This window comes from Kitasatospora sp. NPDC022856, assembly GCF_055561235.1.
The window spans coordinates 14556-39349 of sequence record NZ_JBVHHE010000014.1 but is presented as its reverse complement, the minus strand read 5'-3'; the positions used below and the strand labels follow the sequence as shown (position 1 = coordinate 39349).

The following is a 24794-nucleotide window of genomic DNA, read 5'->3' as shown; positions in this document are numbered from 1 at the left end:
GGAGTTCCGGTGCCCGACTTCGCGTTGGCCATGGCCGTCCACACCCATCCCTCGGGGGCGACGGTCCTCACCGTCACCGGCGAGCTCGACTACCACACGGCCCCGCGGCTCAGCCGGATGGTGGAAGGGCTGCCGATGACCGCCGCCGTCCCGCTCGTCCTGGACGTCGGGGGCCTGTCGTTCTGCGACTCGATCGGGGTCTCGGCGCTGATCTCCGGCTACCAGCGGGCCACCGCGGCCTCGGCGCCGTTCGCCGTCGCGGGCGCGGGCCGGGACCTGGCACAGATCCTCCAGATCACCGGTATCGACCGGATCTTCGGCCTCTACGAGAGCGTGGACCAGGCCGTCGCGGCCTGCGGCTGACCGGGCCGGTCCTAGGCCCGGCGGCTGGGGCGCGGCCGTGGTCGGGGCCATGAGCGAGGTCGGCGTCGTCGGTATCCGGATCACAGGCGAGGTCGTCGGACGGCAGCCCTTCGGCGTGTTCCTCGCAATCGACGGCCGGTCCGACGCCGTCGGCCTCGCCAAAGCCACCGCCATGCCCGGATGCCTGGACCTTCCCGCGGTCGGCCGGCGTGTCACCGGGGAGGTCGTCTGGCGCGCCGATCACAACCACCAGGTCGGGATCACGCTCGCCACGTGGGCCCACCACGAGGACCTGCTGCCCACGTTCGCCGACCGCATCGGCCAAGTCGTCACCGGACGAGTCACCAAGACCGCGTCGATCGGAACGTTCGTCCGCATCGCCCACGGCGTCGAGGGGCTCGTTCCTTCCACCGCGCCCTCCAACTCACCCGCGAAGGAGGTCGGGCGAGACGTCCACGAAAGCCAGGAGATCTTCGTGCGGATCCTCGCTGTCGGCCTCGAACGGCGCCGGATCAGCCTGTCGGCGGAAGGCTTGCCGTAGGCACGTGGAGCGGGACAACGGTCGCAGCGTCAGGAGGAGCCCGTCCACGCCGGTGACCTGATGCCCCAGAACTCGTTCCAGGCCAGGCAGTGGGACTGCGACTCCGGTCCCAGGTCATCCCAGACCAGGCCGAGATCGAAACCGTTGTCCCGTGCGTTCAGAAGGGCCTCAAGGAAGCCGGTGGCGACCGCTGCGGCATCGTCCTCGCTGCCCTCGCAGAGCACCCCTTCCAGGATCCCCAGCACTCGACGCCGTTGGACCTGCGTCAGCTCCGACGCGGCCCCGACGAAGGCGTCGGCCAGCCGGGCGGCCCGGAAGATCAGCGAGAGGTCGTCGTCGACAGTCACATCCAACGCATCGCTGACCGCCACCACGTTCCGCCACCACTCGGGCATGCTCATCGGCGTCCCTCCCAACCCGTTGCCACATCCTGCCACGCCGCGTCGAGCGGGTTGCCAGGGGGAGTGGCACAGCTCGCCCACGTGACCGCTCCAGACAGGCGCCGCCAGCTTCGGTGGGCAAGTGATGTGACACGCCGTGGCAGACTCGACGCCATGATCACCCCCCTGTCCGAGCCCAGCACGCGACTCTCCGACCCCGGCACCCTGCTGCTGGACTACCTCGACTACTACCGCTCCGTGATCGGAGCCAAGATCGAGGGACTGGCCGACGAGGAGCTGCGCACCAGCCGCCTCCCCTCTGGCTGGACGATGCTCGAACTCCTCAAGCACCTCGTCCACATGGAGCAGCGCTGGCTGCGATGGGGATTCCGCGCCGAGCCGGTCCCGGCCCCCTGGGGCGACCGCGGTCCGGAGGACCGCTGGCACGTCACCCCGCAGGAGAGCGCCGCCGACCTCCTCACCGCCCTGCGTGCCGGTGGCGAGTACACCCGGGCCGTCGCCTCGGGAACGCCCCTGTCCGCCGTCGCCGCGGCCGGCGGCCGCTTCCCCGACGACGGCACCGAGCGCCCCACCCTGGGGTGGATCCTGTTCCACGTGCTCCAGGAGTACGCCCGCCACGCGGGCCACCTCGACATCGTCCGCGAACTCACCGACGGCGCCACCGGCGAGTGACACCCGCGCACGGGAAGTCGGCCCCGCCGACTTCCCGTGCGACCGCCTACCTGGCTGCCGCGCTGCCGCATCAGGCAACGTTTGCCCTGGCGACGACCGCGCGCAGGCGTTCGCCGGCGGCGTGCCTGCCGCAATGGGGAAGCTGGCGGCAACGCCACCCCGATCTACTCGGACAAGGCCGCAACCTACGGATGGAGTTCTCGGCACCCATAGATGGTCGGACGCCTGGTCAGGATCTGCTTGAAGTCCAATTCCCACGGGCTGGAAGCATCAGTGTCTCCCGAGTTCCGCGGCCTCCGGGCATATCGGCAATCCCGCAGTAAGCCGTCATCATGACGGGTCGTCGACCGTATCCGAGCGACCTGTCCGACGCCCGGTGGGCCCTGGTCGAGCCCACCCTGACCGCCTGGCGCCAGGCTCGAACCGAACGGGCCCTCGCGTTCGGCCGACCCCCCGAGCACGAGCTGCGGGACCTGGCGAAATTCTTCTCCGCCCCGGCCCCACCGGAACGAGGCCCGATCGACGCGTCGCCCCGCGCCACGTCGGATGCCGCACCGCCCGGCGGATCGGCCCCCTCAGTCCGCGGTGGGCCAGTCCCAGCCGAGCTGCAGGAAGAGGCCGAGCCGGTCGGAGACGCCGCGGATCTCGCTGATCCGGCCGTGGGTGAGGGTGAAGACGAAGATCGCCTCGTTCTCGAAGCCGCGGCCGGTGGGGCTGGGCATCCGGGGATGGCCGCCGGAGCTGACACCGGTCTGGGTGATCCGGGCGACGACCGAGTCGCCCTCGGCGATCAGCGCGTCGACCCGGGCGCGGTACGGGGCGAGAGCGGTGAGCTGGGTCTCGATGGCCGCGAAGGCCGCGCCCGGCTCATCGGGCTCGCCGTGGATGATCTTGTTGTGGTCGACCACGTCGGCCGCAAGATAGTCCCCCAAGTCCCCGATCCGCACCTCGTTGAGTGCGTCGAAGAACTCCCGGACGAGCTTCTTGTTCTGTTCCACGGTCAGGGCGGAGGTCATGTTCCCGGCTCTCTCTTACGCTGTAAGGATCGATCTGGGGATACCCTGTCCTTACGGCGTAAGAATGTCAAGGAGGGCCGATGGCGACGACCGGCAGGCGGGTGGGACTCACCCGCGACAGGGTGCTGCGCACCGCACTGGAAGCGGCGGGCCGGGAGGGTGTCGAGAAGCTGTCCATGCGCCGGCTGGGTGCCGAGCTCGGCGTCGAGGCCATGACGCTGTACCACTACGTGCCCAACAAGGCCGCCCTGCTCGACGGCCTGGTGGAGCTGGTGCTCTCCGCCGTCCGGCCGTCCTTCGAGGGCCCCGCCGACCAGTGGCCGCAGCGGTTGCGGGAGTTCGCCGTCGCCCTCCGGGCCGAACTGCTGCTCCATCCCGGGGTGATCGCCCTCGTCGCCACCCGGCCGGTGCGCTCCTCGGCCGCACTGCGCGCGGCGGAGGACGCCGCAGCCGCCCTCGGCCGAGCGGGGATCCCGCCGGTCCGAGCGCTGCGCATCGTCAACGCGGTGAGCACCCTGGTGCTGGGGCACTGCCTCGCGGAGGCCGCCGCCACGCCGGGGCACGAGGACGAGCCGACCGGTGTCGACGTGGACGCGGCGCGGTTCCCGGTCCTGGCGGCCGCGGTGGCCGGCGGCCTCGGTACCCCCGCCGACCACCAGGCGCGCTTCGACCTCGCGCTGGACGCCCTGCTGACCGGCCTGCCGGTAGGAGTCGACGAGCGCCGTTGAGCGGCCGCGACCGTCGGCCCTGGGGTGCCCCGGGGAACGGGGTTCTCGTCCGGACGGGTGGCCGTCGGCATGACCCCGGACGAGTCGGGCAGGCGGACGTCACCTGCCCGACTCCTCTCCCGGAGGTGCACATGTCCACTGCCATGGTGCTGCTGGTCGTGCCGCTCATCGTCGCTGCCCTCGTGACCGCGTTCGCGCCCCCCGGTAACCACCGAGGGGCCGGCCCCCGGCCGGCGCGCCGAGCCGGGGACCGCCGCCCGCGCCACGCCCGTTCCTGAGGGGCGCCCGCGCTGCGCCGGGGGCCGGCGGGGTGGTACCGGGACATCCCGCTACCACCCCGCCGGCCCCCGGCGCGGTTCTGCACGGATGCCGCCGACGGCCCGGTCCCGTCCGTCCTCCCCGACGACCCGGATCCCCCAGCTCGGCTTCGACGTCTTCCAGGTCCCTGACGAGACCGCCACAGCGGTCTCCCGTGCCCTGGGGCCGGCTACCGCGGCATCGACACCGCCGCGATCTACGGCAACGAGACCGGCGTGGGTCGGGCCCTGGCCTCCGGCGGCGTGCCGCGCGAGGAACCGTTCGTCACCACCAAGCGGTGGAACGCCGACCAGGGCCAGGACGCCACGCCGCGCGCCTTCGACGCCAGCCTCGCCAAGCTGGGCCTGGAGTACGTCGACCTGTACCTCCGGTGGCCCGAGCCTGGTACGGCGCGGGGCCGGCCTCCCGCGCGGATCGAAGCCCAACTCCCGGGACGGACGCGGAAGTCGGCTGACCGGATGCTCCGTCAGCCGGTCGCGCGAACGCGTTGCCGGGCGACCGGGCCGCCCGCGAGAATGGGGGCGAGGCGGGAGGTGCCGGGATGCTGCGGATCATCGTGCGGTGCTGTGCGGCCCTGCTCGGTGTGGCGGGGCTCTGGGCGGGGACCGATCTGGCGGGGGAGCCCTACCGGGACACCGTGCGGTTCCGGCACGCCGCGGCCTGTCCCGTCGCGACGACGGACGGCGCCGGGGCCGGCGGGGGAGCGGCGGCGGACGAGGGTCGCGGCTGCATCGGGCACGAGACCGGCCGGGTGGTGGACAAGGACACCTCCACCCGCACCACGACCACGGGCAGCACCGACACCTCGTCCACGACCACGGAGACCGTCTACGAGCTTTCCGTCCGGCGCGCCTCGGGGGCGGTCGAGCGGATCGAGGTCGACTCCGCGCTGTACGACGGGGCCGACCGGGAGGCCGCGGCCGACCTGGAGACGTGGTACGCCGAGGTCGTCGGCATCACGGTCGCCGGCCGGCACCACCGGGAGCCGCCCTCGGCCTCCGGTCGGCTGCTGTGGGACCTCCTGCTCGCCTGGTCGGGGCTGGGCCTGCTGCTGTGGGCCGTGTTCGGCGGGGGACGGGCGATCACCTTCTTCGGGACCATGGGTCACCGCGCGTTCGCCTGGGTGTGGTTCGGGGTCTGGACCCTCTGGCCGGTGACCGGGCTGCTGACGGGCCGTGGTGCGTCCTGGCTCGCGTTACTGCTCTCGGCGGTGTTCTGGCTGTTCGGTGCGGTGATCGCCGTGGTCTTCTTCCGGAACGACGGCGTCCGGCTCCGCGCCCACCGGCTCCGCGCCCGCCGCCTCCGTTGACCGGCCGTCCCTCCCGGTCGAACCGCCGCGCCACCGCCCGCCGTCGCCGCGGCGAGGACGACGGCTCAGACGATGAGGGCGGGCCGGAACAATTCCTGTGAGCGTGAACAACAGCGCCCTTCCCACTCCGCCGGCGAGGCGCTGAAAGCCCCGCTTCCCCGCGCCGCCGGCGGCCACTCGTTCCGTCCTCCTGAGGGAGAGGCAGCGGAACGGATCCTGTCGTCGGCGCGCCCTGCCCTGCCCCGGATTTGGGCCGCGCCGGCGACAGGTGACAACACCGGTCGTACGAAGGATGAGGAAGTGACCGTGACTCCTGCCGCCCAGGACTCGGAGAGATACGTCGTAGGCGTCGACTTCGGAACGCTCTCCGGCCGCGCCGTGGTGGTCCGCGTGCGCGACGGTGAGGAACTGGGCACCGCCGTCCACGACTACCCCCACGCCGTCATCGAGGACCGCCTGCCCGGCACCGGCCGCCGCCTGCCGCCCGACTGGGCGCTCCAGCACCCCGAGGACTGGCGCGAGGTGCTGCGCACCGCCGTCCCCGCGGCCGTCGCCGCCGCCGGCGTCGACCCGGCCGCGGTGATCGGCATCGCCACCGACTTCACCGCCTGCACGGTCCTCCCGGTGCTCGCCGACGGCACCCCGCTCGCCGAGACCGGGCACTGGTCCGGCCGCCCGCACGCCTGGCCCAAGCTGTGGAAGCACCACGCCGCCCAGGGCCAGGCCGACCGGATCAACGCGCTGGCCCACGCCCGGGGCGAGAAGTGGATCCTCCGCTACGGCGGGAAGATCTCCGCCGAGTGGCAGTACGCCAAGGCCCTCCAGGTCCTTGAGGAGGACCAGGCCGTGTACGACGCGTGCGCGCGCTGGATCGAGGCCGCCGACTGGATCGTCTGGCAGCTCACCGGCGCCGAGAGCCGCAACGCCTGCACCGCCGGCTACAAGGGCATCCATCAGGACGGCGGCTACCCGGGCGAGGACTACCTCGCCGCCCTGCACCCCGACTTCGCCGACTTCGCCCGCACCCGGCTGGAGCACCCGCTCGCCCCGCTCGGCTCCCGGGTCGGCTCGCTCACCGCGCGGGCGGCGGAGTGGACCGGCCTGCCCGCAGGCATCGCGGTCGCCGCGGGCAACGTCGACGCGCACGTCGCCGCCCCCGCCGCGCAGGCGGTCGAGAACGGCCAGCTCCTTGCCATCATGGGCACGTCCACCTGTCACGTGATCAACGGCGCCGCCCTCGCGGACGTCCCCGGGATCTGCGGCGTGGTCGAGGGCGGCATCGTCGAGGGCGCGTACGGCTACGAGGCCGGCCAGAGCGCGGTGGGCGACATCTTCGCCTGGTGGCTGCGCCAGGGCGTTCCCGCCGACTACCTCGCCGAGGCCGAGGAGAACGGCGAGGACCTCCACCAGCTGCTCACCCGGAAGATCGCGGACCAGCCGGTCGGCGGCCACGGCCTGGTCGCGCTCGACTGGATGAACGGCAACCGCTCGACGCTGGTCGACCACCACCTTTCGGGAGTGATCGTCGGCCTCACCCTGGCCACCCGGCCCGAGGAGGTCTACCGCGCCCTGCTGGAGGCCACCGCCTACGGCACCCGCGTCATCGTCGAGGCCCTGGAACAGGGCGGCGTCCCCGTCACCGAGTTCATCGTCACGGGCGGTCTCAAGAAGAACGACCTGCTGATGCGGATCTACGCGGACGTCCTGCGCCGTCCGGTCTCCGTCGCCGCGTCGGAGCAGGGCCCGGCGCTCGGCTCCGCGATCCACGCCGCCGTCGCCGCCGGGGCCTACCCCGACGTACGGGCCGCGGCCGCCGCGATGGGCCGGGTACGGCGCGGGGCGTACCAGCCCGACCGGGCCGCCGCCGACGTCTACGACCTGCTCTTCGCCGAGTACCGCGCCCTGCACGACCACTTCGGCACCGGGCCCGACAAGCTCCTGCACCGCCTGCGCGACATCCGCAACGCCGCCCTGACCACACCGAGCGAGGCCCCGTGAAAACGTCCATCGACCTCATCCGCCGCCAGGTCAGCGACCTCCACCAGGAGCTGGTCCGGTACAACCTGGTGGTCTGGACCGCCGGCAACGTCTCGGCCCGGGTCCCGGGTGAGGAGCTGCTGGTCATCAAGCCGAGCGGGGTCTCCTACGACGAGCTGACGCCTCAGAACATGATCGTCTGTGACCTGGACGGGAACGTCGTCGAGGGCGGGTACGCGCCGTCCTCCGACACGGCGGCGCACGCCTACGTGTACCGGCACATGCCCGAGGTCGGGGGAGTGGTGCACACCCATTCCACCTATGCCTGTGCCTGGGCGGCCCGGGGTGAGGCGGTGCCGTGCGTGCTGACCGCGACGGCGGACGAGTTCGGTGCGGAGATCCCGGTCGGTCCGTTCGCCCTGATCGGGGACGACTCGATCGGCCGGGGCATCGTGGAGACCCTGGAGGGCCACCGCTCGCCCGCCGTGCTGATGATCACGGTGTGTTCACGATCGGCAAGGACGCGAAGGCGGCGGTGAAGGCCGCCGTGATGTGCGAGGACGTGGCGCGGACCGTGCACCTCTCGCGCCAGCTCGGTGAACCGGCGCCGATCGCCGCCCAGGCCGACATCGACCGCCTCAACCACCGCTACCAGAACGTCTACGGCCAGCAGCCCGCCGGCCACCGAGGAGCCGAACCCCGATGACCGAAGCATTCGCAGGCCGCGAGGTCTGGTTCCTGACCGGCAGCCAGGCACTCTACGGTGAGGAGACGCTGCGCCAGGTCGCGGAGCAGTCCCGGCGGATCGCCGACACCCTGGACGGCGACGCCGCCGTCCCGGTGCGGATCGTCTGGAAGCCGGTCCTCACCGGCGCCGTCGCGATCCGGCGGATCTGCCTGGACGCGAACGCCACGGACGACTGCATCGGCCTGATCGCCTGGATGCACACCTTCTCCCCGGCGAAGATGTGGATCGCCGGCCTGGACGCCCTGCGCAAGCCGCTGCTCCACCTGCACACCCAGGCCAACGTCGAACTGCCCTGGCAGAGCATCGACATGGACTTCATGAACCTGAACCAGGCCGCCCACGGCGACCGCGAGTTCGGCCACGTCCAGACCCGCCTCGGCGTCCCCCGCAAGACCGTCGCCGGACACGTCAGCGACCCGGCCGTCGCCGCCAGGATCGCCGCCTGGGCCCGGGCCGGTGCCGGCCGCGCCGAACTGTGCACCCTCAGGCTCGCCCGCTTCGGCGACAACATGCGCGACGTCGCCGTCACCGAAGGCGACAAGGTCGAAGCCCAACTGCGGTTCGGCGTCTCGGTCAACACCTACGGCGTCAACGACCTCGTCACCGCCGTCGACGCCGTGGACGACAGCACCGTCACCCGGCTCGTCGAGGAGTACCAGGACAGCTACCACCTCGCCCCCGAACTGCGCGCCGACGGCGAGGAGCACGCGGCCCTGCGCTACGCCGCCCGGATCGAGGCCGGCCTGCGCCACTTCCTCGAACAGGGCGGCTTCCACGCCTTCACCACCAACTTCGAAGACCTCGGCGCACTGCGCCAGCTTCCCGGCCTCGCCGTCCAGCGGCTGATGGCCGACGGCTACGGCTTCGGCGGCGAGGGCGACTGGAAGACCTCCACCCTGCTGCGCACGCTCAAGGTGGTCGGTGCGGGCCGACCCGGTGGCACGTCGTTCATGGAGGACTACACCTACCACCTGGAGCCGGGGCGGGAGTTGATCCTGGGCGCGCACATGCTGGAGGTGTGCCCGTCGATCGCTGCCGCCAGGCCTTCCTGCGAGGTCCACCCCCTGGGCATCGGCGGCCGGGAGGACCCGGTCCGATTGGTCTTCGACGCCGAGCCCGGTCCCGCGGTGGTGGTCGGCCTCGCCGACCTGGGCGACCGCTTCAGGCTGGTCGCCAACGAGATAGACGTGGTCGAGCCGCCCGCGCCACTGCCCAACCTGCCCGTCGCCCGTGCGGTCTGGAAGCCGCGCCCTGACCTGCGAACCTCCACCGAGGCTTGGCTGACCGCTGGCGCCCCCCACCACACCGTGCTCTCCAGCGCGCTGGGCACGGAGGAACTCGACGACCTCGCCGAGATGCTCGGCGTGGAACTCCTGGTCATCGACGACGCCACGAACATCCGCCGGTTCACCAAGGAACTGCGCTGGAACCAGGCCTATCACCGCCTGGCCCAGGGCTTCTGACCCCGTCCGTCCCGACCCCGTCTGTCCCGAAGCCGTCTGTCCCGAACCCGTCTGTCCCGAACCCGTCCGTCCCGAGCCGCCGAACGCCGGTCCGGTGCGTCCGGCGTCCGGCCGCCACCCACCCAGCCGCATGGAACGGAGCAACCCCGTGCCGAGAGAAGCACTCGTCTCCCGCAGCGAGTTGACGGTGTCCCAGGAGGTCGCCGCGATCCTGCCGGACGGGCGACGCGTCATCCGCTGGACCATCGGGTCCCCGGCGGGGGCCACCGCAGAGGTGCTCAGCCTCGGCGCCCGCCTCCAGGCCCTGGACGTGCGGGACCGGGACGGGCGGCGGGCGAACGTCGTCCTCGGGTGCGGCGGCGTCGGGGACCTGCTCGGTGAAGCGGCCTACCTCGGGGCGACGGTCGGCCGCTACGCCAACCGGATCGCGGGCGGCACGGTGCCGGTGGACGGTACGACCCACCGGCTGCGGGCCCAGCCGGGCGGCCACACCCTGCACGGCGGTCCGGACGGGTTCGCCACCCGGCTCTGGGACGGCGTGCCGGTCCGGGAGGGCCGGCGGGCCGGGGTACGCCTGCGCCTGCGGAGCCCGGACGGCGACCAGGGGTTCCCGGGGGAGCTCCGCGCGGAGGTGACGTACCTGCTCGACCCGGCCGGGCAGCTCCGGATCGGCTACCGGGCGCGCGCGGACGCCCCGACCGTCGTCAACCTCACCAACCACGCCGTCCAGGACCTTCCACCCACCCCCACCCCGTAGCGGAGGAACCACCGTGCGCCGATCGAGCCGCAGGCTGTCCCTGCTCATGGCACCCGCGCTGACCACCGTCCTTCTCGCGCTCGACCCCGGCAGCGCCCACGCGGCCGGACCCGCCCTCACGACCAGCGGGTTCTACGCCGACCCCGACTCCAGCGCACAGCGGTGGGTCAACGCCAACCGGGGCGGCGGCCGCGCCGCCGCGATCCAGGCGTCGATCGCCAACGTGCCGTCGGCCCGCTGGTTCGGCAAGTGGAGCGGCGCCGTCGGAACGGCCACCGGTGCCTACACCGGGCGCGGCCGCCGCCGCCGGCAAACTGCCCGTCCTCGTCGCCTACGACATCCCCGACCGGGACATCTGCGCGGGCCAGTCCGGCGGCGGGGCGGGCAGCGCCGCCGAGTACCGGACGTGGATCGCCGCCTTCGCCGCCGGCATCGGCAACCGGCCGGCGGTGGTCGTCCTCGAACCCGACTCGCTCGGCGACGAGAGCTGCATGAGCCAGGCCCAGATCTCCGAGCGCAACGCGCTGCTCGACGGCGCCGTCGCGCAGTTCAACGCCAAGGCGCCGAACACCCGCCTCTACCTGGACGCCGGCAACCCCGCCTGGCTGAGTGCCGAGACCATGGCCCGGCACCTGGCCGCGGCCGGGGTGGCCGGAGCCCACGGCTTCTCCCTGAACGTCTCGAACTACCTCACCACCGCCCAGAACGTGGCGTACGGCAACGCGGTCAACGCGGCGCTGAAGTCGACGAAGGGCTTCACCAAGCCGTTCGTCGTCGACACCAGCCGCAACGGCAACGGGTCCGACGGCGCGTGGTGCAACCCGGCGGGACGCCGGATCGGGACCCCCACCGGGTGGGGCGGCGGCGCCGAGATGCTCCTGTGGATCAAGGTGCCCGGCGAGTCGGACGGCAACTGCGGTGTCGGCACGGGATCGACCGCCGGACAGTTCCTGCCCGAGGTCGCCTACAAGATGATCTACGGCTACTGACCGCGGACCGGTGCGGGGCGGTCCCGCGGCCGCTCCCGAGCCGAAGCGCTCCCCGGCACCGGAACCGCTCCCCGGCTCCGGTGCCGGCGCGCACGGCTGCCCGGACCCGGGCGCGGCGGGCGGGCCCGGCCGGCAGGACGTGGGCGTCGAGGCCTTCCGGCCGCGCGGTCGCCGGGACGGCGCGAGGCGGCGGACGCTTCGAGACCCGTGCGGGTGCGAAGCGTCCGCCACCTCGGGGCCGGCGGCGAACGGCCGTGGCGCAGCGGGGTCAGGCGCAGGCCGAGCCGTTCAGGGTGAAGCCGGTCGGAGCGGCGTTGCTGCCCGAGTAGCCGGCCTGGAAGCCGAGACCCGCGGTGGCGCCGGGTGCCAGGGTGCCGTTCCAGCCGGCGTCCCGGGCGGTCACCGAGCCGCCCGACTGGCTGACGGTGGCGTTCCACGCGGTGGTGATCCTCTGGTCACCCGTGAAGTCCCACCCCAGTGTCCAGCCGGAGATCGTCGACGTGCCGGTGTTCCGGACGGTGACCGTCGCGGTGAAGCCGTTGCCCCAGGAACTGTCCACCCTGTACGCCACCGAGCAGGACGCCGTAGGCGGGGCCGTGTCGTCGTCCGCCTCGGTCGCCGTGAAGGTCGCCGCGGTCACCCCCGTGCCACCGACCCGGAAGACCGCGCCGCCCGCCAGCGCGTCCGCGTCCTGCGCCGCCGTCAGCGAGACCTGCTGGGCCGTCGCCCAGTCGGCCGGGGTGAAGACCAGCGTGGCGCCGGACGCCACCGCCAGGTCCTGGTCACCGGAAGAGCGGGAGACCGTCAGCCTGACGGTCTGCGCGGGCGCCGCCGACAGCCGCACGCCCACCGTCGCCGAGCCGCCCTCCGGAACGGTCACCGCGGCCGGGACCACCTGCACCGCGGGCGCCGTAGGGGTGCTGCGCCGCTCGGCGGCGAAGGCCGCCAGCCACGCCAGCGACGCGTTCCAGTTGATCGCCACCTCGTTGGTGGAGTACGAGCCGATGTCGTCGACGTAGCACGCCGCCGGCGCGCAGCCCGCCAGTCGGGACTTGGCGATCGGGTCCTCCAGCCCGGCGTCCGGGCCGCCCGCGAAGGAGCCGGCCGGCGGGTGCGGCAGCGTCGCGTCGTTCTGGTGCGCCCAGAACCGGTGGTGCTGGTTCTCGGAGGCGCGCTCGCCGTAGCCGGACACGTAGGAGTGGTCCAGGGCGTTGCGGCCCAGCAGGTAGTCCAGCGTCTCCAGCGCCCCGGCGCGGTAGCCCTGCCGGCCGGTCAGCTCGTACGCGACGGCCATCACCATCGCGTCGTTGGCGACCGAGCTGTTGGAGCCCCAGACGTAGGCGTCGGCGGGGATCGGCACCGCGTAGCCCTGGCCGGCCATGGTGGACAGGTGGGTGTCGGCGGCGGCGGTCAGCAGGGAGCGCAACCGGTCGACGTCGTCGGCGGGCAGGGCCACGCCGGGGACGGTCGCCAGGGTGATCCGGCCGAGCGTGGCGGTGCCGCCCCACCAGAAGCCGTCCACCGGCCCGGTGTGGTGCGGGGAGGAGGTGACCGCGTCCCGGTACTGCGACTCGCCGGTGGTGGCGAGGAGTTCGGCCGCCGCCCAGTAGAACTCGTCGGAGACGTCTGCGTCCTCGTACGCGCCGCCCCCCGTGTTGTCGGTCGCCGGGGCGAGCACGTTCGGGTTGGCCCCGGCAGCCGCCCAGGCGCGGCGGGCCGCGTCCAGGCAGCGGGCGGCGAAGGCGCCGTCGTACGGCGCGTACACCCGGGCGCACTGGGCGGCGGTGGCCGCCAGGTTGAGCGTCGCGGCGGTCGACGGCCTGTGCAGCTCGCGCTCCTGGTCGTCGAGGTCGGGCCGGGTCGGCAGGCCGGTCCACTGCGCGTCGTGCATCTTGTGGAAGGCCATCCCGGCCATCGGCCGGTCCGCGGGGACCTGCATCCGCAGCAGGAACTCCAGCTCCCAGCGGGCCTCGTCGAGCACGTCCGGCACCCCGTTGCCGCGCTCGGGCAGGCGCAGCGTGGAGTCCCCGAGCGCCGCGTCGCCGTTCGACCGGCGGGCCCGCTCGAAGGAGTTGACGAGCTCCCAGGTCGCGATGCCGCCGTTGACCACGTACTTGCCCTGGTCGCCGGCGTCGTACCAGCCGCCGCGCACGTCCAGGCGGTAGTCGCACACGCCGGTCTGGCAGGGCACGCTCGTGTCCCCCTTGTTCGGGGCCGCGCCCAGGTGCCCGGCGGGGCGGGCGTACGCGCTGCCGGCCAGCGCCGCGTCGATCGCGATGCCGCTGCGCTGTTGGTAGAAGAACGACATGCTGTCGGCGCGCAGGCCGTCGTAGAGCGAGGCCGAGATGTCGAACGGGTGGCTGGCCTGACCGCCGACCACCAGGGTGTAGCCGGTGCCGGTACCGGGGTAGCCGCCGAAGTCGACCAGGTGGGTTGACTGGCCTGAGGCCTGGTCGGCGCCGTGCACCGTGGTGGTGCCGGAGGCGACCTGCGCACCGGTGGCGGCGCGCAGCTGCCAGGCCAGGGGGGCGGTGGCGGAGCTGACGACGGTGGCCCGCTTGGGGCCGTCGGGCAGGTAGCCGAGTTGGTTGACCCGGACGGGGGAGTCGGCCACCGCGGCCGCAGGGCCGGCCCCGGGGGACGCGGTGGCGTGGGCGGAGGGCGCGGTGAGCCCGGTTGCGGTCAGGGCGCCGGCGGCCAGGGCGAGGCCGGTGAGTACGGCGGCCGCGCGCCGCGGCACGCCTCGGGCGGGGGTGACAGGAGGCACGGGTGGGGCCTTCCTCGGGTGGGGAGGGTACAGGGGGTGGGCAGCAATGATGGGAGCGCTCCCACTCGCCAATCAAGCCAGCTTCGCAATGGCCGCGTCAAGAGACCGGCAGCGAAAGGCCGTTGATCCTGCGGGGCGGGCGAGCTGACCCCGGCCGTGCCGACCGGCGACGCTCCCGGGGCGGTCGGTGGGCTGCCGAGGTCGCCGGCTCGTCCGTGCGGGGTGTGGGTGGGCGGGGAGCGGACCCGGAGCTCGCCGGGCGTCGGCCTCACGCCCGTCGGCCCCGAACGGGTGGAGGGCCGGCGGTGGAACAGCCCGTGGGTCCGGACGCCAAGTTCAAGGTGGTGGCCTCGCAGACCGGTGACTTCACCCGGGCGAAGGGCAAGGAGGTCATGCAGGCCTTCCTGAAGGCCCAGCCGAAGATCGACGTGCTGTACGCGCACAACGACGACATGGCCCTCGGTGCGATCCAGGCGATCGAGGAGGCCGGCAAGAAGCCCGGCACCGACATCCGGATCATCTCGGTCGACGGGGTCAAGGACGCCTTCACCGCGATGAGCCAGGGCAAGATCAACGTCGACGTGGAGTGCAACCCGCTCCTCGGTGACCAGTTGATGGACCTGGTGAAGAAGGTCAAGGCCGGCGAGCAGGTGCCGAAGCGGATCAAGACCGAGGAGGGTGTCTTCACCCAGGACCAGGCCGCGGCCGCGCTGCCCACCCGCCAGTACTGACAAGCCCCCGCCCGCCCGGGAGCGTTCGGCGGAACGCTCGCGGGCGGACCGGGTTCGCACGAGGAGAGGAGAACCGGGGTGCGTCAGCAACCGGTCCTGGAAGTCCGGGGGATCCGCAAGGAGTTCCCCGGGGTGGTGGCGCTGGACGGGGTCGACTTCCGGCTCTTCCCCGGCGAGGTGCACGCCCTGATGGGGGAGAACGGCGCCGGCAAGTCCACGCTGATCAAGGTGCTGACCGGGGTGCACCTGGCGGACGGCGGCGAGGTGGTGCTGGCCGGGCGGCGGGTGCGGATCGCCGGTCCGCTGCACGCCCAGGAGGCGGGCATCAGCACCGTCTACCAGGAGGTGAACCTCTGCCCGAACCTGTCGGTCGCGGAGAACATCTTCATCGGTCGCGAGCCGCGCCGCCTCGGCCTGATCGACTGGGCCGAAATGCGCCGCCGGGCCGCCCGGTTGGTCCGCACGCTGGAGCTGGACATCGACGTCAGCGCACCGCTGGGCAGCCACTCCATCGCGGTCCAGCAGCTGGTGGCCATCGTCCGTGCGGTGGACGTCTCGGCCAAGGTGCTGATCCTGGACGAGCCGACCTCCAGCCTGGACCGCGACGAAGTCCGCCAGCTCTTCACCGTGATACGGCGGTTGCGCGACCAGGGGGTCGCCATCCTGTTCGTCTCGCACTTCCTCGACCAGATCTACGAGATCTGCGACCGGATGACCGTGCTGCGCAACGGCCGGCTGGAGGGCGAGTACCTGACCAGCGAGCTCGACCAGATCGACCTGATCGCCCGGATGATCGGCTCCGAGCTCGCCGGACTCGACCAGCTCGCCGGCGGCAAACGGCGCGAGCGCTCCGCGCCGGCCACCGGCCGGGCTTTCCTGGAAGCCGAGGGCCTGGCCCGGCGGGGTGCCGTCGAGCCGTACGACCTCGCCATCGGCCCCGGTGAAGTGGTCGGCCTGGCAGGCCTGTTGGGGTCCGGCCGGACCGAGGCCGCCCGGCTGCTGTTCGGTGCCGACCACAAGGACCGCGGCACCGTGCGGATCAACGGCGCCGAGACGGACCTGCGCGGCCCGCGCGACGCGATCGCCCACGGCATCGCGTTCTGCTCCGAGAACCGCAAGACCGAGGGCCTGGTCGGCGAGCTGACCGTCCGGGAGAACATCGTGCTGGCGCTACAGGCGGCCCGCGGCTGGGCCCGTCCGCTGTCGCGCACCACGCAGGACGAGTTGGCGCTGCGCTGGATCCGCGCCCTGGACATCCGCCCGGCCAACCCGGAGGCGCTGGTCCGCAACCTCAGCGGCGGGAACCAGCAGAAGGTGCTGCTGGCCCGCTGGCTGATCACCGACCCCAAGCTGCTGATCCTGGACGAGCCCACCCGCGGCATCGACATCGGCGCCAAGGCCGAGATCCAGAAGCTGGTCGCGAACCTCGCCGAGAGGGGCATGGCGGTGCTGTTCATCTCCGCCGAACTGGAGGAGGTGCTGCGGCTCAGCCACCGCGTGGGCGTGCTGCGCGACCGCCGGATGGTCGCCCGACTCGACAACGACGGCGAGCTCACCCCGGAGCGCGTCCTGGCCACCATCGCGAGCGGAGCGGAACAATGACCACGGCGCCGACCACCCCGAGGGCCTGGGCGGTGACCCGGCACCGGCTGTTCTGGCCGGCCGCCGTGCTGGCCGTGCTGCTGCTCGCGAACCTCGCCTTCACCTCGGACTTCTTCGCCCTCCACCTCAAGGGCGGTCACCTGTACGGCAGTACGGTCGACATCCTGCACTTCGGCGCGCCGCTGATCCTGGTGTCGCTCGGCATGACCCTGGTGATCGCCACCGGTGGGATCGACCTCTCGGTCGGCTCCACGGTCGCCATCGCCGGCGCGCTGGCCTGCCTCCACATCAGCGAGGCCACCGACCCGGGGAGCCTCGGCACGGTGCTCGGCGCGGTCGGCACAGCACTCGGCACGGCGGTACTGCTGGGCCTCGCGAACGGGGTGCTGGTGGCCCGGGTCGGCGTGCAGCCGATCGTCGCCACCCTGATCCTGATGGTCGCCGGACGCGGCGTCGCCCAGCTGATCACCGACGGCCAGATCATCACGATCACCAGCGAACCGTACAAGCTGATCGGCGGCGGCTACTGGCTGGCGATGCCGTTCGCGATCCTGCTCAGCGGGCTGGTCGCGCTGCTCACCGCACTGCTCACCCGCTCCACCGCGCTCGGCCTGCTGCTGGAGTCGGTCGGCGGCAATCCGGTGGCTAGCCAGCTGGTCGGAATCCGGGCGATGCGCCTGGTCGGTCTGGTGTACGTGTTCAGCGCGCTGTGCGCGGCGGTCGCCGGACTGATGGTCTCCTCCAACGTCTCGGCGGCGGACGGCAACAACGCCGGGCTGTGGATCGAACTCGACGCCATCCTCGCGGTGGTGATCGGCGGGACCTCGCTCAACGGCGGCCGGTTCTCGATCGGCGGCACCGTCCTCGGCGCGCTGATCATCCAGACCCTCTCCACCACCGTCTACACCATCGGCATCCCGCCGGAGACCACGCTGGTCTTCAAGGCCTTCGTGGTGATCACGGTCTGTCTGATCCAGTCGCCGAACTTCCGTGCCAAGCTCGCCCGGCGCGGCGCCGGCCGCCGCAGCGGCGTCCGGCCGGGCCCCGCCGCCACCATCACCGACCGGGAGGTCGGCGCGTGAACGCCAACACCCTGCTGACCAGAGTTCGCGAGCAGATCCCGCTGCTGGTCACCTCCGTGCTGCTGGTGTCGATGTTCACCGTCGGCTCGGTGCGGTACGACGGATTGTTCTCCGGGCAGGTCCTGCTCAACCTGCTGATCGACAACGCCTTCCTGCTCGTGGTCGCGGTCGGGATGTCCTCCGTCGTGCTGACCGGCGGCATCGACCTGTCGGTCGGCGCGGTGGTGGCGCTGTCCACCATGGTCTCCGCCTGGCTGGTCGAGCGGCACGGCTGGCCGCCGCTGGTGGTCATCCCGCTGGTACTGCTGATGGGCACGGCCGGCGGCTGGGTGATGGGGTGGGTGATCCACGTCTTCGAGATCCAGCCCTTCATCGTGACGCTGGCAGGCATGTTCCTGGCCCGGGGACTGTGCTACACGATCAGCATCGAGTCGATCTCCATCACGGATCCGTGGTACACCGCGATGGCGCAGACCCGGATCCCGCTCGGCGACCTGTTCGTCTCGCCGAGCGTGCTGATCGCCCTGCTGGTGCTGGCGGCCGGGTTCGTCGTGCTGCACTACACCCGGCTCGGGCGGAACGTGTACGCGCTCGGCGGCAGCGAGCAGTCCGCCCTGCTGATGGGTCTGCCGGTGGGGCGGACCAAGACCACCGTGTACGCGATCAGCGGCTTCTGCTCGGCGCTCGGCGGTGTGCTGCTCACCTTCTACATGCTCTCCGGGTACGGCCTGCACGCGGTCGGCCTGGAACTGGACGCGATCGCCGCCGTGGTGATCGGCGGCACCCTGCTCACCGGCGGCTCCGGCTACCTGCTGGGCACCGTGCTGGGTGTGCTGGTGCTGGGCCTGATCCAGACCGTCATCAACTTCCAGGGCACCCTCAGCTCATGGTGGACCAGGATCGTGATCGGCGGGCTGCTGTTCGTCTTCATCGTCCTCCAGCGCCTGAACACCGTCCGGCGTCGGTAGAACACCGCGCCACCCCGGCCGGCCCGCCCCGGCCGTGCCGGGGTGGGTACCGGACCGCGGCCATCGGCCGAGGTGAGCACCGGGGGGCGCCGGGTCGTGCGGCTCGCACGACCCGGCTTCGCCGTGACGGGGTCAGCGGGCCCGGAGGAGGTGTTCGAGGGCCAGCTGGTCCAGCTGCTCGAAGGCCATGCCGCGCCGCGCGGCGGCGTCGACGTCGTACTCCTCGAAGGCGGAGCGGTCCGCGAGCAGGCCGGCCAGGCCGTCCTGGGCGGTGGGGAGCGCGAGTTCGGGCAGCCGGGATGCGGCGAGCGCGGCCTGCACCTCCGGGTCGGCCCGGAAGGCGCGGGAGCGCTCGGCCAGCAGCAGGTAGTTGCGCATGCAGCCGGCGGCCGAGGCCCAGACGCCGTCGAAGTCCTCGGTGCGCGGCGGCTTGAAGTCGAAATGGCGCGGGCCGTCGTAGCCGGCCGACTCCAGCAGGTCCACCAGCCAGAAGGCCTGCCGGAGGTCGCCCGCGCCGAAGCGCAGGTCCTGGTCGTACTTGATGCCGGACTGGCCGTTGAGGTCGATGTGGAACAGCTTGCCGTGCCACAGGGCCTGGGCGATGCCGTGCGGGAAGTTGAGCCCGGCCATCTGCTCGTGGCCCACCTCCGGGTTGACGCCGACCCGTTCGGGGCGCTCCAACTCGTTGATGAACGCCAGGGCATGGCCGACCGTGGGCAGCAGGATGTCGCCGCGCGGCTCGTTGGGCTTGGGCTCGATCGCGAACCGCAGGTCGTAGCCCTGCTGCTCGACGTACTCGCCGAGCAGGTCGAAGGCCTCCTTCAGCCGGTCGAGCGCGGTGCGCACGTCCTTGGCCGCGCCGGACTCCGCGCCCTCGCGACCGCCCCAGGCGACGTAGACCGAGGCGCCGAGCTCCGCGGCCAGGTCGATGTTGCGGATCGTCTTGCGCAGCGCGTAGCGCCGCACGCCGCGGTCGTTGGCGGTGAAGGCGCCGTCCTTGAAGACGGGGTGGGTGAACAGATTGGTGGTCGCCATCGGGACCTTCAGTCCGGCGGCGTCCAGCGCGGCGCGGAAGCGCTTGACGGTCTCCTCGCGGGTGGCGTCGTCCGCGCCGAAGGGGATCAGGTCGTCGTCGTGGAAGGTGACGCCGTAGGCGCCGAGTCCGGCCAGCCGCTGCACGGTCTCGACGGGGTCGAGGGCGGGGCGGGTCGCGTCGCCGAAGGGGTCGCGACCCTGCCAGCCGACGGTCCACAGGCCGAAGGTGAACTTGTGCGCGGGGGTGGGGGCGAGCGGGTCGCTGGACATGGAGCGGCTCCGGATCGGTGCGCAGGGGTGTTTGTCAGGGCTCTCAACAAATTAGTATGCCGGGGCGTCAGAAGGAACCCCCCATCGGAGGAACGCATGGCTGAGCAGCGTGTCGTGATCGGCGTCGACAGCTCCACCCAGTCCACCAAGGCCCTCGCCGTCGACATCGACACGGGCACGGTCCTGGGCGAGGGTCGAGCCCCGCACACCGTCAGCGAGGGTGCCGGCCGGGAGAGCGATGCCGAGCAGTGGTGGCGGGCCTTCGAAGAGGCCGTCGCGCGGACGGGCTGGGCCGGACGCGCGTCCGCCGTCTCGATCGCCGGCCAGCAGCACGGCCTGGTCACCCTCGACGCGGCCGGCGCACCGGTGCGCCCGGCGCTGCTGTGGAACGACGTCCGGTCCGCCCCCCAGGCCGCCGCGCTGCGAGCCGGGATCGGCCCGGCGGAGATCGTCCGGCGCACCGGCAGCCTGCCGACGGCCGCCTTCACCGCTCCCAAGTGGGCCTGGCTGCGCGCCAACGAGCCGGCCGCGGCCGACCGTGTCGCGGCCGTCCGCCTCCCGCACGACTTCCTGACCGAGCGGCTGACCGGGGAGGCGGTGACCGACCGCGGCGACGCGTCGGGGACCGGCTGGTGGGGGCCGGACGGCTACGACGAGGACGTCCTCGACCGCATCGGCCTCGACCCGGCCCTGCTGCCGCAGGTCCTCGTGCCGGGCGCACCGGCCGGCCTGGTCCGCCCCGGCACGGCGCTGCGCGAGGGGGCCCTGGTGGCCGCCGGAACCGGCGACAACATGGCCGCCGCCCTCGGGCTGGGACTGCGGCCCGGGCAGCCCGTGCTCAGCCTCGGCACCTCCGGGACGGTCTGCGCCGTCGGCCGGAAGAGGCCGGTGGACGCGAGCGGGACGGTCGCGGGCTTCGCCGACGCCCTCGGCGGCTGGCTGCCGCTCGCCTGCACGCTCAACTGCACCCTCGCCGTCGACCGCGTCGCCGGCCTCCTCGGACGCGGGCGCGAGGAGGTCGAGGACGGCGGCACTGTGGTGGTGCTGCCCTACCTGGACGGCGAACGCACACCGGACCTGCCCGGCGCGTCAGGCCTGGTCCACGGACTCCGTCACGACACCACACCGGGGGAGGTGCTCCAAGCCGCCTACGACGGCGCGGCCCACGCCCTGCTCACCGCCCTGGAGGAGGTGCTGCGCGCGGGCGGCGAGGAGCCGGCGGGCGACGAGCCGCTGCTGCTGATCGGGGGCGGCGCCCGGGGCCGCGCCTGGCAGCGGACCGTCCTGCGGCTCTCGGGCCGGGCCGTGCGGGTACCCGTCGCGCGGGAACCGGTCGCACTCGGCGCGGCCGCCCAAGCCGCCGCCCTGCTCACGGGCGAGCCCGCCGACGCGGTGGCCCGCCGGTGGCGCACCGCCGACGGCCCGGTGCTGGAGCCCGTGGCACGGGACGCGGACGCACTCGAACGGATCAGCGGTACCCTGCGTCGGGCCGGGGCCTTGCAGGGAGCCCCGGCCGAGGACCGGTAGGAGGGGCCCGCGCGTGGGAGTGGTCGGCAGAACGGGGCACAGCCGGGGCTCCGGGCCCGCTTCGCAACAGGACATGCGACGGCGCAACCTCTCGGTGGTCCTCGGCACGGTCGCCGCGCACAACCCGCTCAGCCGCCCGCTGTCCCGCGCGGATGTCGCCGCACGCGTCGGTCTGACCCGGGCGGCCGTCTCCTCGCTGGTCGACGAACTGATCGGGCGGGGTGCGCTGACCGAGACGGATACCGCCCCCGACGGACGGGTCGGCCGCCCCGGACGCGCGCTGTCGGTGAGCGACCGGGGCCCCGCCGGCCTCGGTCTGGAGATCGGCGTCATGCACCTCGGCGCGTGCGTCGTGGACCTGCGCGGAGAACCCCGGGTGTGGCGCCGGGTCGAACGGTCGAACGCCCGCCGGCCGGCCGGGCAGGTGCTGGCGGAGGTCGCCGCGCTGGCCGCCGACGCGGAGGCCGAGGCCCGCGACCTCGGCCTCCGCGTCGAGGGGCGGGTCCTGGCCGTGCCCGGGGTGGTGCCGAACGAACCCGCCGGACAGGTCGATCGCGCGCCCAACCTCGGCTGGCACACCGTCCGCGTCGCCGACCACTGGCCCGATCCGGACACCGCGCCCGAGCCGGAGAACGAGGCCAACCTCGGGGCCCTGGCCGAGTACTGGAACGCCGAGCAGGCCGCGGAGACCTTCGTGCACGTCTCCGCGGACGCCGGGATCGGCGCCGCCCTGGTCATCGACGGGCAGGTGTTCCGCGGCGCCCGCGGCTTCGCCGGCGAACTCGGCCACATCCCCGTCCACCCGGACGGCCTCCGGTGCGTCTGCGGCGCGCGCGGCTGCCTGGAGCAGTACGCGGGCCAGGCGGCCGTGCTGCGAGAGGCCGGTCTGGCGCAGCACGACCCGGGTCCGGCCGCACCCGCGGAGGCCGGCGACCCGGTCGCCCTGCTGGCCGAGCGGGCCGGTGCCGGGCACCCGCCGACCCTGGCGGCCCTGGACCGCGCCGGCCGTGCCCTGGGCCTCGCCCTCACCTCCGCCGTCGACCTCATCGACCCGGACGGCCTCGTCCTCGGCGGCACCTACGCCGAACTGGCCGCGTGGCTGCTGCCGTCCGTCCGTGCCGAACTCACCGACCGGGTCACCGTCCGGCCCTGGGCCCCGGAGGCGCTGCGCTCGTCCGCCCTGGGGCGTCGCGGACCCGTGCTGGGCGCGGCGCAGACCACGATCCGCCGGATCATGGCGGACCCGACCCTGCTGTCCGTCGGCTGACGGCCCGCGGAGCGTCCCGGGGCCGTCACCGTGTCAGTGGTGCTGGACCACGACCGTCGCGTGCCCGGCCGGGGTCATGACCTCGGGCTTCTTGGTGGGCAGCGAGAGCCGGAAGACCTTGTGCCACGCGGAGAACACCTGCGCGGGGAGCGGCCCGGTGACGTACTCCAGCTCGTACTTCTCGAACAGCGCGCGCACCTTCACCGCGACCTCGGCGTACCGGTTGCTCGGCAGGTCCGGGAACAGGTGGTGCTCGATCTGGTGCGACAGGTTGCCGGTCATGAAGTGCATGGCCCTGCTGCCGCTGATGTTCGCCGAGCCCATCATCTGGCGCAGGTACCACTGGCCGCGTGTCTCGCCCTTGATCGACCGGCGCTCGAAGACCTGTACGCCCTCGGGGAAGTGCCCGCACATGATCACCGAGTGTGACCAGATGTTGCGGACCAGGTTCGCGGTGAACGTGGCGGCGAGCGTGGTGAGGAACGACGGGCCTGACAGCAGTGGGTGGATCACGTAGTCCTTGAGCACCTGCTTGCGGATCTTGCGGCCCACGGCCTTGGCCCGCGCGCGGAACTCCGGGTCCTTGCGGCGGCGCTTGTGCAGGTTCTTGCCGAGCTCCAGGTCGTACGCCGCGATGCCGTACTCGAAGAAGCAGGCGTTGAGGAAGTTCCACAGCGGCTGGCCGAGGTGGGCCGGGTGCCACTTCTGGTCCTCGTCGACGCGCATGATGCCGTAGCCGAGGTCGTTGTCCTTGCCGATCACGTTGGTGTACGTGTGGTGCAACTCGTTGTGCGAGTGCTTCCACTGCTCGGCCGGCGAGACGTGATCCCACTCCCAGGTGGTGGAGTGGATCTTCGGGTCCCGCATCCAGTCCCACTGGCCGTGCAGGACGTTGTGGCCGATCTCCATGTTGTCCATGATCTTCGCCACGGACAGGCCGGCGGTGCCGAGCAGCCACGCGGGCGGGAAGACCGAGAACAGCAGCACGCCCCTACTGGCCAGCTCGAGCTTGCGCTGCGCCGAGATGACCTTGCGGATGTAGGCGGCGTCCTTCTCGCCGCGGTCGGCGATCACCTCGTCGCGGATCGCGTCCAGCTCGCGGCCGAGCTCCTCGATCTGCTGCGCGGTCAGGTGGGCGGTGGGGTCGATGGCGGTCAAGGTGCGTCTACCGTTCGATGTCGCAGGGGCCCGCCGCGGCGGACACGCAGGTCTGGATGAGGACGCCCGGCTCGGCCTCGGTGATCTCGCCGGTGCGCAGGTCGCGGACGGCGCCCGCCTTGAGCGGCGTGACGCAGCCGAAGCAGATGCCCATGCGGCACCCGGAGGGCATGAGCACGCCGGCCTCCTCGCCGATGTCCAGCAACGGCGTGGCGCCGTCCGCGTCGACTGTCGTGCCGGTGGCGCTGAACGTGACCTCGCCGTCGCCGTCGCCGTCGCCGGCGACGACGATGCGGGGTCGGAAGCGTTCGGTGCGCAGGCGCTCCCGGACACCGTGCTCGGTCCAGTACTCCTCCGCGGCGTCGAGCAGGCCCGCGGGCCCGCAGGCCCAGGTCTCGCGCTCGGCCCAGTCAGGCACGAGTTCGCCGAGGCGGGCGATGTCGAGCTTGCCGTCCGTGGCGCTGTGCACCTCGGCGAGGCGCAGCTTCTCGTCCGCGACCAGGCCGTGCAGCTCGTTGCGGAAGATCACGTCTTGGGGCCGCGGCGCACAGTGGACCATGACGACGTCATCCAACTCGACGTCGCGCAGCATGCCCATCACGGGCGTGATGCCGCTGCCGGCCGTCAGGTAGAGCACCTTGGCGGGCTTGGCAGGCGGCAGCACGAAGTCACCGGTCGGCTGGTCGAGCTGGACCAGCGTGCCCGGTGTCGCCCTGCGGACCAGGTGGTTGCTGACCTTGCCGTCCGGGATCGCCTTCACGGTGATCGTGATCCGGCCGTCCTGGCGGTCTGTCGGCGAGGTGATGGAGTAGGCACGCCACAGGCGCCTCCCGTCGACGTCGACCCCGATCCGCACGTACTGACCGGCCGCGTGGCCGCGCCAGCCCCGCCCCGGCCTGATCACGACGGTCGCGGCGTCACCCGTCTCGGGGTGCACGGCCTCGATGCGCCCGCGCAGGTCGGCGCCCGCACGCAGCGGGCTGACCAGGTCGAGGTAGTCCGACGGCAGCAGCGGCGTCGTGACCATCTCCAGCAGTTTCCACGCCCTCTTGCGGAGGGCTGCACTCGTCATGACTCCAGCTTGCTGCGCCTCAGGGTGTAAAGT

Annotated in this window: 21 protein-coding genes and 4 pseudogenes; 19 read left to right on the top strand and 6 right to left on the bottom strand. The window is 72.7% G+C overall.

The annotated features are described in order from the left end of the window. The first annotated feature begins 9 nt into the window (after nt 1–9). Both ACZ34W_RS19110 and ACZ34W_RS19105 read left to right on the top strand, forming a co-directional pair. On the top strand, nt 10–363 hold the full coding sequence (locus ACZ34W_RS19110) for an STAS domain-containing protein (RefSeq protein ID WP_465605572.1): 354 nt from the start codon (nt 10–12) through the stop codon (nt 361–363). 49 nt (nt 364–412) lie between these two features. Beyond that, on the top strand, nt 413–904 hold the full coding sequence (locus ACZ34W_RS19105) for a S1 RNA-binding domain-containing protein (RefSeq protein WP_465605570.1): 492 nt from the start codon (nt 413–415) through the stop codon (nt 902–904). A 29-nt stretch (nt 905–933) separates the two neighbouring features. On the opposite strand, the gene ACZ34W_RS19100 is transcribed toward ACZ34W_RS19105, so the two are convergent. Continuing rightward, complete coding sequence (locus tag ACZ34W_RS19100; protein WP_465605568.1) at nt 934–1305, bottom strand: hypothetical protein; 372 nt, start codon at nt 1303–1305, stop codon at nt 934–936. A gap of 153 nt (nt 1306–1458) precedes the next feature. Between ACZ34W_RS19100 and ACZ34W_RS19095 the strand changes: the two genes are divergently transcribed. Next, nucleotides 1459–1977 carry a DinB family protein gene (locus ACZ34W_RS19095; RefSeq protein WP_329485159.1) on the top strand — a complete coding sequence of 173 codons (519 nt, stop codon included), beginning with the start codon at nt 1459–1461 and terminating at the stop codon, nt 1975–1977. A 332-nt stretch (nt 1978–2309) separates the two neighbouring features. After that, nucleotides 2310–2453, top strand: a pseudogene (locus tag ACZ34W_RS19090) (IS5 family transposase); the annotation flags it as partial. Nucleotides 2454–2552: 99 nt separating this feature from the next. Here ACZ34W_RS19090 and ACZ34W_RS19085 read toward each other — a convergent pair. Next, nucleotides 2553–2993: an ester cyclase gene (locus ACZ34W_RS19085; RefSeq protein WP_465605565.1), complete on the bottom strand. Its 441-nt coding sequence runs from the start codon at nt 2991–2993 to the stop codon at nt 2553–2555. An 80-nt stretch (nt 2994–3073) separates the two neighbouring features. On the opposite strand from ACZ34W_RS19085, the gene ACZ34W_RS19080 reads away from it, so the two are divergent. From ACZ34W_RS19080 to ACZ34W_RS19040, 9 genes and pseudogenes are all read left to right on the top strand, one after another. Next, on the top strand, nt 3074–3721 hold the full coding sequence (locus tag ACZ34W_RS19080) for a TetR/AcrR family transcriptional regulator C-terminal domain-containing protein (RefSeq protein WP_465605563.1): 648 nt from the start codon (nt 3074–3076) through the stop codon (nt 3719–3721). A 366-nt stretch (nt 3722–4087) separates the two neighbouring features. Continuing rightward, a pseudogene (locus ACZ34W_RS19075) lies at nt 4088–4422 on the top strand (aldo/keto reductase); the annotation flags it as partial. 158 nt (nt 4423–4580) lie between these two features. Then, nucleotides 4581–5348: a hypothetical protein gene (locus ACZ34W_RS19070; RefSeq protein WP_465605561.1), complete on the top strand. Its 768-nt coding sequence runs from the start codon at nt 4581–4583 to the stop codon at nt 5346–5348. 300 nt (nt 5349–5648) lie between these two features. Beyond that, a complete protein-coding gene (locus ACZ34W_RS19065; RefSeq protein ID WP_329485143.1) occupies nt 5649–7346 on the top strand; it encodes a ribulokinase in 1698 nt (565 codons plus the stop codon). Then, on the top strand, nt 7343–7864 hold the full coding sequence (locus tag ACZ34W_RS19060) for an L-ribulose-5-phosphate 4-epimerase (protein WP_465605559.1): 522 nt from the start codon (nt 7343–7345) through the stop codon (nt 7862–7864). The genes ACZ34W_RS19065 and ACZ34W_RS19060 overlap by 4 nt, the downstream gene beginning before the upstream one ends. Beyond that, nucleotides 7828–8031 (top strand): hypothetical protein, encoded by a 204-nt coding sequence (locus ACZ34W_RS19055; protein WP_465605557.1) that lies wholly within the window; start codon nt 7828–7830, stop codon nt 8029–8031. Before ACZ34W_RS19060 ends, ACZ34W_RS19055 begins: the two co-directional genes overlap by 37 nt. Beyond that, nucleotides 8028–9536 (top strand): L-arabinose isomerase, encoded by a 1509-nt coding sequence (gene araA, locus ACZ34W_RS19050; protein WP_465605555.1) that lies wholly within the window; start codon nt 8028–8030, stop codon nt 9534–9536. The genes ACZ34W_RS19055 and araA overlap by 4 nt, the downstream gene beginning before the upstream one ends. Before the next feature lie 148 nt (nt 9537–9684). Further along, nucleotides 9685–10293 (top strand): aldose epimerase family protein, encoded by a 609-nt coding sequence (locus ACZ34W_RS19045; RefSeq protein WP_465605553.1) that lies wholly within the window; start codon nt 9685–9687, stop codon nt 10291–10293. 46 nt (nt 10294–10339) lie between these two features. Then, a pseudogene (locus ACZ34W_RS19040) lies at nt 10340–11282 on the top strand (glycoside hydrolase family 6 protein). A 268-nt stretch (nt 11283–11550) separates the two neighbouring features. On the opposite strand, the gene ACZ34W_RS19035 reads toward ACZ34W_RS19040, so the two are convergent. After that, on the bottom strand, nt 11551–14049 hold the full coding sequence (locus tag ACZ34W_RS19035) for a glycoside hydrolase family 9 protein (RefSeq protein WP_465605551.1): 2499 nt from the start codon (nt 14047–14049) through the stop codon (nt 11551–11553). 287 nt (nt 14050–14336) lie between these two features. Between ACZ34W_RS19035 and ACZ34W_RS19030 the strand changes: the two are divergent. From ACZ34W_RS19030 to yjfF, 4 genes and pseudogenes are all read left to right on the top strand, one after another. Then, a pseudogene (locus tag ACZ34W_RS19030) lies at nt 14337–14780 on the top strand (substrate-binding domain-containing protein); the annotation flags it as partial. A 78-nt stretch (nt 14781–14858) separates the two neighbouring features. Next, on the top strand, nt 14859–16382 hold the full coding sequence (locus ACZ34W_RS19025; RefSeq protein ID WP_465605549.1) for a sugar ABC transporter ATP-binding protein: 1524 nt from the start codon (nt 14859–14861) through the stop codon (nt 16380–16382). Next, nucleotides 16379–17464 carry an ABC transporter permease gene (locus ACZ34W_RS19020; RefSeq protein WP_465605547.1) on the top strand — a complete coding sequence of 362 codons (1086 nt, stop codon included), beginning with the start codon at nt 16379–16381 and terminating at the stop codon, nt 17462–17464. The genes ACZ34W_RS19025 and ACZ34W_RS19020 overlap by 4 nt, the downstream gene beginning before the upstream one ends. Next, complete coding sequence (gene yjfF, locus ACZ34W_RS19015) at nt 17461–18432, top strand: galactofuranose ABC transporter, permease protein YjfF (protein WP_465605545.1); 972 nt, start codon at nt 17461–17463, stop codon at nt 18430–18432. The genes ACZ34W_RS19020 and yjfF overlap by 4 nt, the downstream gene beginning before the upstream one ends. A gap of 132 nt (nt 18433–18564) precedes the next feature. Here the strand turns inward: yjfF and xylA are convergent, their stop codons facing one another. Then, nucleotides 18565–19737, bottom strand: coding sequence for a xylose isomerase (gene xylA / locus ACZ34W_RS19010; RefSeq protein WP_465605543.1), 1173 nt, complete (start codon nt 19735–19737; stop codon nt 18565–18567). Nucleotides 19738–19833: 96 nt separating this feature from the next. On the opposite strand from xylA, the gene xylB reads away from it, so the two are divergent. Both xylB and ACZ34W_RS19000 read left to right on the top strand, forming a co-directional pair. Continuing rightward, nucleotides 19834–21264, top strand: coding sequence for a xylulokinase (xylB, locus tag ACZ34W_RS19005; protein WP_465605541.1), 1431 nt, complete (start codon nt 19834–19836; stop codon nt 21262–21264). 73 nt (nt 21265–21337) lie between these two features. Beyond that, nucleotides 21338–22531 (top strand): ROK family transcriptional regulator, encoded by a 1194-nt coding sequence (locus ACZ34W_RS19000; RefSeq protein WP_465605539.1) that lies wholly within the window; start codon nt 21338–21340, stop codon nt 22529–22531. Between the two features lie 33 nt (nt 22532–22564). Here the strand turns inward: ACZ34W_RS19000 and ACZ34W_RS18995 are convergent, their stop codons facing one another. Together ACZ34W_RS18995 and ACZ34W_RS18990 are read right to left on the bottom strand one after the other, a co-directional pair. Next, nucleotides 22565–23689 carry a fatty acid desaturase family protein gene (locus tag ACZ34W_RS18995; protein WP_465605537.1) on the bottom strand — a complete coding sequence of 375 codons (1125 nt, stop codon included), beginning with the start codon at nt 23687–23689 and terminating at the stop codon, nt 22565–22567. A 7-nt stretch (nt 23690–23696) separates the two neighbouring features. Continuing rightward, the gene (locus ACZ34W_RS18990; RefSeq protein WP_465605535.1) at nt 23697–24761 is read right to left on the bottom strand and encodes a ferredoxin reductase; all 1065 of its coding nucleotides are present in this window, start codon (nt 24759–24761) and stop codon (nt 23697–23699) included. Nucleotides 24762–24794 lie beyond the last annotated feature (33 nt).

What these genes read in the sequence shown, in the direction of transcription:
- ACZ34W_RS19000 (WP_465605539.1), top strand. Translation starts at nt 21,338, where the DNA reads ATGCGACGGCGCAACCTCTCGGTGGTCCTCGGCACGGTCGCCGCGCAC.
- ACZ34W_RS19080 (WP_465605563.1), top strand. Translation starts at nt 3,074, where the DNA reads ATGGCGACGACCGGCAGGCGGGTGGGACTCACCCGCGACAGGGTGCTG.
- ACZ34W_RS19085 (WP_465605565.1), bottom strand. Translation starts at nt 2,993, where the DNA reads ATGACCTCCGCCCTGACCGTGGAACAGAACAAGAAGCTCGTCCGGGAG.
- xylB (WP_465605541.1), top strand. Translation starts at nt 19,834, where the DNA reads ATGGCTGAGCAGCGTGTCGTGATCGGCGTCGACAGCTCCACCCAGTCC.
- xylA (WP_465605543.1), bottom strand. Translation starts at nt 19,737, where the DNA reads ATGTCCAGCGACCCGCTCGCCCCCACCCCCGCGCACAAGTTCACCTTC.
- ACZ34W_RS19100 (WP_465605568.1), bottom strand. Translation starts at nt 1,305, where the DNA reads ATGAGCATGCCCGAGTGGTGGCGGAACGTGGTGGCGGTCAGCGATGCG.
- ACZ34W_RS18990 (WP_465605535.1), bottom strand. Translation starts at nt 24,761, where the DNA reads ATGACGAGTGCAGCCCTCCGCAAGAGGGCGTGGAAACTGCTGGAGATG.
- ACZ34W_RS19070 (WP_465605561.1), top strand. Translation starts at nt 4,581, where the DNA reads ATGCTGCGGATCATCGTGCGGTGCTGTGCGGCCCTGCTCGGTGTGGCG.
- araA (WP_465605555.1), top strand. Translation starts at nt 8,028, where the DNA reads ATGACCGAAGCATTCGCAGGCCGCGAGGTCTGGTTCCTGACCGGCAGC.
- ACZ34W_RS19020 (WP_465605547.1), top strand. Translation starts at nt 16,379, where the DNA reads ATGACCACGGCGCCGACCACCCCGAGGGCCTGGGCGGTGACCCGGCAC.
- ACZ34W_RS19105 (WP_465605570.1), top strand. Translation starts at nt 413, where the DNA reads ATGAGCGAGGTCGGCGTCGTCGGTATCCGGATCACAGGCGAGGTCGTC.
- ACZ34W_RS19095 (WP_329485159.1), top strand. Translation starts at nt 1,459, where the DNA reads ATGATCACCCCCCTGTCCGAGCCCAGCACGCGACTCTCCGACCCCGGC.